The 10,182-nt window shown below is 58.1% G+C and carries 10 protein-coding genes and 1 pseudogene; 6 read left to right on the top strand and 5 right to left on the bottom strand.

Going from position 1 to position 10,182, the window contains the following annotated elements:
• Positions 1 to 190: 190 nt before the first annotated feature.
• Both NW845_RS11175 and NW845_RS11170 read left to right on the top strand, forming a co-directional pair.
• Positions 191 to 1,972, top strand: coding sequence for an NADPH-dependent assimilatory sulfite reductase hemoprotein subunit (locus NW845_RS11175; protein ID WP_414378582.1), 1,782 nt, complete (start codon positions 191 to 193; stop codon positions 1,970 to 1,972).
• A gap of 132 nt (positions 1,973 to 2,104) precedes the next feature.
• Positions 2,105 to 2,926 carry a tetratricopeptide repeat protein gene (locus NW845_RS11170; protein ID WP_414378581.1) on the top strand — a complete coding sequence of 274 codons (822 nt, stop codon included), beginning with the start codon at positions 2,105 to 2,107 and terminating at the stop codon, positions 2,924 to 2,926.
• Between the two features lie 48 nt (positions 2,927 to 2,974).
• Here NW845_RS11170 and NW845_RS11165 read toward each other — a convergent pair whose 3' ends face one another.
• Positions 2,975 to 3,319, bottom strand: coding sequence for an STAS domain-containing protein (locus tag NW845_RS11165; protein ID WP_414378579.1), 345 nt, complete (start codon positions 3,317 to 3,319; stop codon positions 2,975 to 2,977).
• A gap of 106 nt (positions 3,320 to 3,425) precedes the next feature.
• On the opposite strand from NW845_RS11165, the gene NW845_RS11160 reads away from it, so the two are divergent.
• Positions 3,426 to 4,607 carry a glycosyltransferase family 2 protein gene (locus NW845_RS11160; RefSeq protein ID WP_414378577.1) on the top strand — a complete coding sequence of 394 codons (1,182 nt, stop codon included), beginning with the start codon at positions 3,426 to 3,428 and terminating at the stop codon, positions 4,605 to 4,607.
• Positions 4,608 to 4,616: 9 nt separating this feature from the next.
• On the opposite strand, the gene NW845_RS11155 is transcribed toward NW845_RS11160, so the two are convergent.
• The 3 genes and pseudogenes from NW845_RS11155 to NW845_RS11145 form a co-directional block, all read right to left on the bottom strand.
• Positions 4,617 to 5,564 (bottom strand): DNA adenine methylase, encoded by a 948-nt coding sequence (locus NW845_RS11155; RefSeq protein WP_414378575.1) that lies wholly within the window; start codon positions 5,562 to 5,564, stop codon positions 4,617 to 4,619.
• 1 nt (position 5,565) lies between these two features.
• Positions 5,566 to 5,955 (bottom strand): PD-(D/E)XK nuclease superfamily protein, encoded by a 390-nt coding sequence (locus NW845_RS11150; RefSeq protein ID WP_414348152.1) that lies wholly within the window; start codon positions 5,953 to 5,955, stop codon positions 5,566 to 5,568.
• Positions 5,956 to 6,015: 60 nt separating this feature from the next.
• Positions 6,016 to 6,325 (bottom strand): annotated as a pseudogene (locus tag NW845_RS11145) (IS630 transposase-related protein); the annotation flags it as partial.
• A 262-nt stretch (positions 6,326 to 6,587) separates the two neighbouring features.
• Between NW845_RS11145 and NW845_RS11140 the strand changes: the two are divergent.
• The 3 genes from NW845_RS11140 (at position 6,588) to NW845_RS11130 (ending at position 9,726) form a co-directional block, all read left to right on the top strand.
• Complete coding sequence (locus tag NW845_RS11140) at positions 6,588 to 7,169, top strand: type 1 glutamine amidotransferase (protein ID WP_414378573.1); 582 nt, start codon at positions 6,588 to 6,590, stop codon at positions 7,167 to 7,169.
• 75 nt (positions 7,170 to 7,244) lie between these two features.
• On the top strand, positions 7,245 to 8,654 hold the full coding sequence (gene murD / locus NW845_RS11135; RefSeq protein WP_414378571.1) for a UDP-N-acetylmuramoyl-L-alanine--D-glutamate ligase: 1,410 nt from the start codon (positions 7,245 to 7,247) through the stop codon (positions 8,652 to 8,654).
• The gene (locus tag NW845_RS11130) at positions 8,599 to 9,726 is read left to right on the top strand and encodes an FtsW/RodA/SpoVE family cell cycle protein (protein WP_414378570.1); all 1,128 of its coding nucleotides are present in this window, start codon (positions 8,599 to 8,601) and stop codon (positions 9,724 to 9,726) included. The genes murD and NW845_RS11130 overlap by 56 nt, the downstream gene beginning before the upstream one ends.
• Before the next feature lie 146 nt (positions 9,727 to 9,872).
• Here NW845_RS11130 and NW845_RS11125 read toward each other — a convergent pair.
• The coding region (locus NW845_RS11125) for a zinc ribbon domain-containing protein (RefSeq protein ID WP_414378569.1) at positions 9,873 to 10,182 on the bottom strand (310 nt) is incomplete at its 5' end.

The raw sequence follows: 10,182 nt of genomic DNA, 5'->3' as shown, positions 1-10,182 counted from the left end.
AATGAAACGGCCACCCCCGAGATCTACACCCCTTAGATCGTCGGCAGCGTCATATGTTTAAAACACACACCCCTCTCCCAGAGGGAGAGGGGAGTAGGCTGTTCCACCTCAAACCCATAGAACTGGACGCGGCCCAGGGGAGATGCTACCCTGTTTCACAAGTATTCCGACCGGATTACTGGAGAATCAGATGAGCTCCCTTGTCGGCTCTGAGGCCAAGCGCTCCAAGGTGGAGCAGATCAAGGCAGATAGCCATTTCCTGCGGGATCCCTTGCAGCAGGAGCTGGCCCAAGACACTACCCACTTTAGCGAGGCGGCGGTGCAGGTGCTCAAGTTTCATGGCGCCTACCAGCAGGACGACCGGGATCTGCGGCAGCAGCGAAAGCAGGAGGGGTTGGAGCGGGCCTACGAGATGATGTTGCGCACCCGTATTCCGGGGGGGCATGTGCCGCCGCAGCTCTACTTGACCCTGGATCGGCTGGCCGATGAGTACGGCAACGGCACCCTGCGGGCCACCACCCGGCAGACCTTTCAACTCCACGGGATCTTGAAGAAAAATCTCAAGGCCACGGTGGCCAGCATTATCCGGCAGATGGGATCCACCCTGGCCGCCTGTGGCGATGTCAACCGCAACGTCATGGCACCGGTCGCCCCCTACAAAAACCGGCCTGCCTACCGCTACGCCCAGGAGTATGCCCGCAAACTGGCGGATCTCCTGGCTCCAAAGACTTCTGCCTACTACGAGCTCTGGGTGGATGGGGAGGCGGTTTCCATCCCGCCGGTGGATCCGGAAGTCCGGGAAGCCGAGCAGTTTGTAGGCAACGGCGTGAGGCTGGAGGGGCCGGAACCTCTCTATGGCCCGGTCTATCTGCCCCGCAAGTTTAAGACGGCCATCGCCGTAGCCGGGGAGAACACCGTCGATGTGTACTCCCAAGACCTGGGTTTGATCGTCCTCACCGACCGCAAGGGCAACCTCAAGGGCTTCAACATCGTGGTGGGCGGCGGCATGGGGCGCACCCACGGCAAGGAGGAGACCCAACCCCTTTTGGCCCAGAAGCTCTGCTTTGCCCCGCCGGAAGCGGTGTACCGGGTTTGCCAGGCGATTTTGGCGGTGCAGCGGGATCACGGCAACCGCTACGACCGCAAGCAGGCACGGCTGAAGTATCTGGTGCGCGACTGGGGGATCCGCAAGTTTCGCCGCGTGGTCGAGCAGTACCTGGGGGAGAAGCTACTGCCCTTCCGGCGCATGCCCAAGTTTGTCCCCAACAGCGACGACTACCTGGGCTGGCACGAGCAAGGGGATGGCCGTTGGTTTTTGGGCCTCTCGATTGAAAATGGCCGCATCCAAGATACGCCGGAGCGGCGGCTGAAAACGGCCCTGCGCAAGATTGTAGAGGAATTTTCCCTCCACCTGCGGCTGACTCCTACGCAGGACGTGATCTTCATTGACATCGAGGATCACCAGCGAGAGGCCATCAACCAGATCCTCAAGTCCCATGGGGTGCTTTCCAAAGAGGAGATCCCGGAGCTGGTGCGGCTCTCCATGGCCTGTCCGGCGCTTCCCACCTGCGGCTTGGCCATTACCGAGTCGGAGCGAGCCCTGCCCACCCTGATTCGCCAGTTGGATCAGGTGTTGCAGGAGCTGGGGCTGCAGGATTCGCCCTTTCTGGTGCGTATGACCGGCTGCCCCAATGGCTGTGCCCGGCCTTACTTGGCAGAGCTCGGCTTGGTGGGATCCGCCCCCGATGGCTACTACCAAATCTGGCTGGGGGCCAGCCCGCAAGGGGATCGCCTGGCCCAGCCGTTTCAGGATCGGGTGCACATTAGCCAGATCGTGCCCCTGATGAGAATTCTTCTGCAGCTCTACAAGCAGGAGCGCCACCCCCAAGAGCGCTTCGGCGACTACTGCTACCGGGTGGGGATCCCCTACCTACAGGCCCAGGTGCAGCAGCTCCAGCAGGTTCAAAGTTAAGGGGGCTGCCGGTGAGGTTCTAGCACCCCCCCTTTGTTAGGGCAAATTTTGTGCCGCTGGCCTGGCCAGTAGGCTGCTGTGCTTTCAAGGGGGCCGATGATAGAGTACAGAGAGATTGGTGCGAGCCCCTTCATGCCTCAGTCCAAACCTGACAAATCGCCCCTCCGCAAATTCCTGGAAGCCCTGATGCTGGTGTTTGGCGCAGTCATGTTCCTGGGCTTCTCCTTTGGCCCGATACTGCAGGCACTGGGGCCTTCTGACTCGGCAGACACCGCCAATTTGGTTACCGAGCAACTGCGGGCCCAGGCGGACGGCTACCGGGCCGTGCTGGAACGGGAGCCGGATAACCCCATTGCCCTGCGGGGGTTAATTGACACGCAACTGCAGCTCAACGAGCCGCAAGGGGCCATTGAGCCGCTGAAGAAGCTGGTGGAACTGGAGCCGGAAAATCGGCAACTGCGAGCTTTTTTGGCTCAAATTCAGCGGGAGACAGGAGATCTGGAAGGAGCGCTGGAGCAGCTTCAAGCTCTCTACAAAAAGGATCCCAAAGATGGCCAAGTTCTGCAGGAGCTGGCCGACGTTCAACTGGCTCTGGGCCACACTTCTGAAGCCATTGACCTGCTGGAGAACTATCTGAAGGAAGTACCGGAAGATAACGATGTCCGCCTGCGCTTAGCTTTTATCTACGCCCGCAACAACCAGACGGGAAAAGCGGTGGCCCTTTATGATGAGATGATTGCAGCGGATCCCAGCGATTTTGCCCCGGTATTGGGCAAGGCAATAGCCCTCAGCTCTGCTGCCGATGCCGACCTACGGGCACAAGCCCCTGATCTGTTTGAGCAAGCGGCCCGCCTGGCCCCGCCCAAGGTGCGGGAGGAAATCCGGCAACAGGCGCAGCTCTACGCCCAAAGAAACCAGCCCCAGGCTGTTGAGAACCAGGAGACTAGCCCCTAGGGGGTTTTGATTTGAGGATGCGGTAAAACTTGTAACAAGCTCTCCCCTTCAGGACTCGGAGACATCCTTGAGGGCGGCTTCCACCGACGGATAGATCTCGAAGAGGGAATCCAGATGGGTAACCTTGAGAACCAGCTTGGCCTGTTCTCCTAAGCCGCAGAGCTTGAGATGACAGCCGGCGGGAGTACAGGTGCGTCTTGCCCACACCAAAGCCGACACCCCCATGCTGTCGATCAGCGTAACCTGGCTTAGATCCAGTAAGAGGTGTTTGGGTTTCTCGGCGAGAATTTGGCCCAGCTCTTTCCGCACCAAAGCGGGATCCAGCTTTCCTGCCGGAAGCTTGACCAGGGTGACAAGAGATCCTTTGGGGCTGAGCTGGGTGGAAACATCCACAAAGGGCTGAGAAAGTCAAGGGCGGGAGCCACATTGATTCTGAACCAAAGCCGCCGGGTTGGGTTCTGCCAGGCAACTTTTTGTTTGATGTAGGAAGGTAGCTCCAATGGATACGCACGGGATCCCGATAGGGGATGCGGCTGCCCTGATTTTGCTGGCCCTGCAGCTGCCAATGGTGGCGGTGTTGCTGGCGCGGCTGCTGCCGTCTTTGCGGCGCCCTTCCCCTCTGCCCCCTGGCCAAGCGGGGATCCCCTTCCCGCCGGGCCTGGTCAGCGTCCTACTGCCCACCCTCAACGAAGCCAAGCGCCTGGATCCCTGCCTGGAAGGGCTGCACCGCCAGGGAGCGGTTGTGCGCGAGGTGCTGGTGGTGGATAGCCACTCCCAGGATGGCACCCGCGAGAAAGTGCTGCAGATGGCCGAGCGGGATCCCCGCTTTCGCCTCTTGACCGACGATCCCCTGCCCAGTGGCTGGGTAGGTCGTCCCTGGGCGTTGCACTATGGATTTCTCCAGTCGGATCCCGCCTCTGAGTGGATCCTGGGTATTGATGCCGATACCCGCCCCCAGCCAGGCCTGGTAGAGCGCTTGCTGGAAACTGCCCAGGCCAACCAGCTGGATCTCATCACCCTGGCGCCGCAGTTTATCTTGGAGCACTGGGGAGAAGCTTGGCTGCAGCCGGCTCTTTTGACAACCCTGATCTACCGCTATGGGGCGGCAGGGGACACGGCTGCTCTGCCGGAGCGGACGATGGCCAATGGGCAGTGCATGTTGGTGCGCCGCTCGGTGCTGGAAGCCATGAATGGCTACACGCTGGCGCGGGCTTCCTTTTGCGACGACGTAACCCTGGTGCGGCAGATCGCGGCAGCCGGCTTTAAGGTAGCTTTTTGCGACGGTCGGCACCTGCTCAAGGTGCGCATGTACACGTCTTTGGCTGAAACCTGGCGGGAGTGGGGCCGCTCCCTGGATTTGAAAGACGCCACTCCCAAGGCTCAACTGTGGGGGGATATCGCCCTACTGGTGCTTACCCAAGGGATCCCAGTCTTGGCAGTTGGGGGGCTGGGGATCAAGGCCGGGATGGGGTTGCCCTTTTCCCTAACAGAGCAGGTTCTGTTGGGGCTAAACTTAGGCCTACTCGCCCTGCGCTTGGGCGTGCTGGTAGGCATTCGCAGCTCCTACCAGGATCCCCCGTGGACGTTCTGGGCTTCGCCGCTGGCGGATCCCTTGGCTGTCCTGCGGGTGATCTTGTCAGCCCTCAGTCGCCCCCGCTCTTGGCGCGGGCGCACCTACTAGTCTGTTGCCTCAGGAGCGACGCCGAAGCGCAGCGGAGCAGCAGCAGGGGCAGGCGCCTGTTGGGTGGCATTCATTCAAATAAGGCAACCCCTGCTCGAGTAAGCATAGCTGCACCGTTCTTTCAACAGGGTAGTTTGTGATCACCAGCTCGGTGATTTTTCCTCGCTTTGCCCCCTTGCAGTTGATAGCCCGATTTGCTTGAACCTCATCAACAGCAAAGAAGGGCATAGCGTACAAAGAGCGAATGATTGCAGTGTCAGAGTTAGAAAGTATAACATACACCTTATTCTTGCTCAAGTCAATGCAAATATCTCGTAATCGCTCTTGATCCTTTAAGGCAAAGCCGTTGGCATGATAGGAAGTAAAGTTGGATGTTCGCGAGACAGGAGCGTAAGGCGGGTCGAAATACACCCAGTCGCCTGGCTTGGCTCTCTCGACAACTGTCTCAAATGGCAGGCACAAAATTTCAACATGTTGTAGGGCAAGGGATGCGGCTAAAAGATTATCTTTGTCCAGATACTTTGGAGCTTTATATCGTCCAAAAGGAACATTAAATTTTCCCTGCCGATTGACCCGATACAAACCATTGTAGCCTGTCTTGTTTAGGTAAATCATGCGTGCTGCTCTTTCTGCAAGACTCATTGACCAAGGATCTTTCTCTCGAATCTGGTAATAAAAACTTTTATCGTATGGAAATTCAGAAAGCAGTTGAATAACTTCCCAAACATGATCGCGAATGGCCAGGTAAGTGTCTATCAACTCGGCGTTGATATCAGAAAGAATCGCTTGTTTAATCTTGCGTTCTCTATACAGGCGAAAGAAAAGCGCACCACTCCCAACAAAAGGCTCGTGGTAAGTGTTGAAATAGATGGGCATCCGCTCCAATAGGGCGTCCGTCAGTTGTGTCTTGCCGCCAGCCCATTTTAGAAAGGGTCGCGGAAGAAGCAAATCGCTCATGTTACAATCCAAAATACAAACGTAGCCAATCTTCTAAATCGCTAAACCAAACCACTTTCCCTGTAGACATCAGGTATCCTTGCATGTTTTTTGAGAACCCTTCGCCATCAATCACCACGATCCCTGGAATAGGCCAGTGCTCCATATCTTGAATGGTTGCAGGGATCTTCTCTTCTGCTGTACCTGACGTCGCCTGAAACTTACACTCTACTCCTAGTCGTTTGCCGCTTTTCTCATCGCTAATGACCACATCAATATAGCGCTGTTGCCCCCACAGCCTTCGTGCTGCTTTGACTCTTGCTTGTGTCTTCAATCCAAGAGATTGTGCTAGAGCAACAACTCGCTGCTCCAATTTGTCACCACTTTTAGGTGCTGTTCCTTTTCCTGGCATCGAGAAAACTCCTCACAGACAAGATGAATTGATCAGTAGTAAAGAAGTCCTCACTGTCCTACCCTTGATGACATGATAGCCAACTACCCCTCTCAAGGAAATAGATCCAATCACAATATGCTTTCTCCTTTGTATTTCTGATGATAATGATAAGCTCTTTGACCGCGTAAACTCCGAGCTACTCCCCGTTCCATTTCCTCCCACACCCCTGTCTGGTCGGGGGCAATCACATCCTTGCTTTTTGTCGCACCCAGCGGTGTACTGTTCTTTTGGTCGCCATGAACCGTTCGGCTACCTGGCGGATAGAGGTCTGACCTGCCTGATAAGCTGCCACAACTCTCTGCCGTAAATCCAAAGAATGGGTTGGCATCCCCTTCTCTTCTGTACCCTATTTTAAATTAATAGGCTGTATTATAACCTGTCATGAATATCTTAGAAATGCTACAGTCCCGGAAACACTGCCAGCAAGGAAGTTACAGAAGCTATGCTATGCTGAGGTATTAGTCATTGAAATCAGCATGCGGGCCCATTACTTACAACACGTGGCGTTTGAAGGTCTCGGCTACATAGAGTCCTGGCTCAAAGCCAAGGGGTACCCTGTAACGGGCACAAAGTTCTTTGAATCGACAAGATTGCCGAGCCTGGATGAATTTGACATGCTCATCGTCATGGGTGGCCCCATGAGTGCCAATGACGAAAGCGCGTTCCCTTGGCTGGTGCAGGAGAAGGAGTTTATCCGCAATGCCATCGAGGCCGGCAAGTCCATTTTGGGCATCTGTCTGGGGGCGCAACTGATTGCCAGCGCAATGGGTAGCCGAGTGTTTCCAAATCGTGTTAAGGAAATAGGCTGGTGGCCAGTGCAAGGGATCCAACCAGCGAACGAGCTGGCCTTTCCTTTTCCGCCCTCGATTGAGGTTTTTCACTGGCACGGGGAAACCTTCGAGCTGCCCCCTGGTGCACTTCACCTTGCCAAAAGCGAAGGCTGCGAGAACCAGGCCTTTCAGCTTGGGCGTTCAGTGATTGGCCTCCAGTTTCACTTGGAAACCACGCCAGAATTGGTGCAAGGGCTTGTCTCCCACTGCCGCGACGAGTTATTGCCATCTACCTATGTGCAGTCGGAAGTAGAAATTCTCTCAGCTCCCCCTGAGAAGTACCAAGCCATAAACCATCTCATGGGCGAGGTGCTCTCCTTTCTCTGTCGCCCCAATCCCTAGGCCCCGCGCTGCGCTCTAGAGGGCGGCCAGAGCCGTAAGATGCATCTGCAAGCCAAAGTTCCAAGGGGCATAGACGTGGGCCATCAGGTTTTGGGACTGGGGATCGCAGGTTGGTCGGCTGCACGGCTGCTGCGGGCCCAAGGAAAAGAGGTGTGGGTCTGGGACGAGCAGGATTCGGAGCTCTTGCAGCAACGGCAGGCAGAGCTGGAACAAGAAGGGATCCCTGTCCACTTGGGCCAGCCTTTTCAACTGCTGCTGGGAGTGGAGCAGGTGGTGGTCAGCCCGGGCATTGCCTGGGATCACCCCTTGCTGCAAGAGGCGCGTCGGCAAGGGATCGAGGTGGTGGGAGAGGCGGAGCTGGCCTGGCAGTTCCTTGAGCATCTGCCTTGGGTAGGGATCACGGGCACCAACGGCAAAAGCACCACCACGGCCCTGGTGGCGGAGATGTTTAAAGCGGCAGGGCTAGAAGGGATCCCCTGCGGCAACATTGGCTTACCTCTGTCTCAGGTGGCGCTGGAGACTTGGCAAGGGCAGCGGCAGCCGGATTGGATCGTGGCAGAGCTAAGCAGCTACCAACTGGAGGCCAGCAGCCGTCTGATGCAGAGCTCCCCTAGCAGCCCACCCCGCATTGGGGTATGGACCACCTTCACCCCCGATCACCTAGAGCGGCACGGCACCCTGGAGCGCTACGCCGGCTTTAAGGCGCGGCTGCTGGAGCGGGCCCAGTGGCGGGTGGTCAACGGCGAGGATCCCTACCTCTTTCGCCGGCGGCGAGACTGGGAAAACACCTACTGGGTTTCCCTGCAAGATCCGCAAGCGGATGTCTTCCTGCGGGGGAGCACCCTTTACATCCAGGGGGAAGCGGTGGCGGAGCTGGAGGATTTTGCCGAGCGCTGCCCTGGTCCTCACAACTTGCAGAACTTGCTCTTGGCGGCAGCGGCTGCTCATCTGGCCGGGATCCCTAACACTGCCATTCAGGGAGCCATCCGCTCTTTTGCTGGCATGCCCCATCGCTTGGAGCGGGTAGCCCAAATCCAGGTGGGATCCACCCCCATCCGCTTTGTCAACGACAGCAAAGCCACCAACTACGAGGCCGGCTGGGTGGCCCTCAACGCCCTCTCCCCGCCCATCATCCTCATTGCCGGTGGAAGGGCCAAACAGGGGGATCCCTCGGCCTGGCTGCGGCTTATTCAGGCTAAGGTGGCCCGTGTGTTGCTCATTGGGGAGGCTGCTCCTGCCCTGGCCCAGGCTCTCCGGGCAATCCGCTATACTGACGTCGAGATCCTGCCAACTCTAGAGGTAGCGGTGGAAAGGGCCTTTGCAGCCGCTTGCTCCCTAGCGCAAGCCCTGGCGGATCCCCCTCGGCCCATTACCGTTTTGCTGTCGCCTGCTTGTGCCAGCTTTGACCAGTACCCCAGCTTCGAGCACCGTGGCCACCACTTCCGCGCCTGTTGCCAAGCCCTTGTGGGATCCCTGGAATGCTGAAGCGCGCTGGCTGCGCTGGCTGACGCTGGTTTGGCTGGCGGTGGGCTTGATGATGCTGTTTTCGGCCTCCTACCCGGTGGCGCAGCAGACTACTGGCGATGGCCTCTATTTCTTTAAGCGCCAGTTGCTCTGGGCAGGGCTGGGGCTGGCCTGCTTCGCACTTCTGGTGCGCATCCCCTTGCGGCGCTGGTTTCCCTGGGCCGGGATCCTCTGTCTGCTGGGCATTGGCTTAGTCTGGGCTACCCAGGTGCCGGGGCTGGGGGTTTCCCGCCTGGATGCCAGCCGCTGGCTGGATTTGAAGGTGATCCCGGTGGTCATCCAGCCTTCGGAATTGCTCAAGCCTCTGTTGGTGCTGCAGGGGGCCTGGGTGTTTGGCCGTTGGTTTTACCACCCCGCCTGGTTTCGCGGCGTCTGGGTTGGGCTCTTTGCTTTGGCGCTGCTAGGGATCCTCCTCCAGCCCAACTTGGGCACCACCGCCATCTGCGGCCTTACCCTCTGGGTCATGGCCTGGACTGCCGGGATCCCCGTTTTTACCCTCTTGGCTACAGCGGGACTGGGGATCCTGGCGGCTGTGGTGAGCATTCTCAGCAAAGACTACCAGCGGCGGCGCATCCTTGCCTTTTTGGATCCCTGGGGGAATGCGCGGGGCGACGGCTATCAGTTGGTGCAAAGCCTTTTGGCCATTGGCTCAGGGGGCTGGTGGGGTAAAGGCTACGGCCTTTCGCAGCAAAAGCTATTCTACCTGCCCATCCAGTACACAGACTTCATCTTTGCGGTGTATGCGGAAGAGTTTGGCCTGGTGGGATCCCTCTTCTTCCTGGGGCTATTGAGCGCCTACACCTGGGTAAGCCTGCGGGTCATGCGGCGCTGTCTCGACCTGCCCACGCGGCTGGTGGCCTGTGGCTGTTTGATGTTTTTGGTGGGGCAGGCACTGCTGAATGTCAGTGTGGTCACCGGCCTGTTGCCAACTACAGGGGTACCCTTGCCGCTGTTTAGCTACGGCGGCAGCTCAATTCTCTCTGGACTAATTATGGCGGGACTGCTGGTGCGGGCCGCCCGCGAGGTGGGCTAAGCTCTGTAAGCGTCTCACTCAGCAGCCAGTAGATAGAGACTTTGGGGTTCAGAAGGGATCAATTGGTAGGGATCCGCCTGGTTAAGCTCCCGACAGAGGCGAGCAAAAGACTGGAGACTTTCAAGGCGCTCCGTGAGCTCGGTAAACTACCCGGCTCCGACCGCTAAGCGGTACGGAGCGGGCTTAAGCGCTACGCGCCGCTGACGCGAAGGGTAGCCCTGCAGTTGGCAAGCCAACCACGAATCTCCAGGCCGGTTTACAGCGACCCCCAAAAGCGTAATGACGTTGGCACCGTTCAAATCTGCATCCCCTTCCCAGCCACAAGCCGGGTTGACACAGCGAAAACGCTTCCCTTCCCGCTGCCCAAGCCAGAAGCACTGGTGGCAGGTCTGCGAGCTGTAGGCAGGCGGCACCACCACAACCTGGATCCCTGCTCTGGCGGCCTTGTAGTGCACA

This window comes from Synechococcus sp. H60.2, from assembly GCF_047462315.1.
Lineage (GTDB): Bacteria > Cyanobacteriota > Cyanobacteriia > Thermostichales > Thermostichaceae > Thermostichus.
The sequence above is the reverse complement of the archived record's forward strand: the minus strand, read 5'-3'. Positions and strand labels throughout refer to the sequence as shown.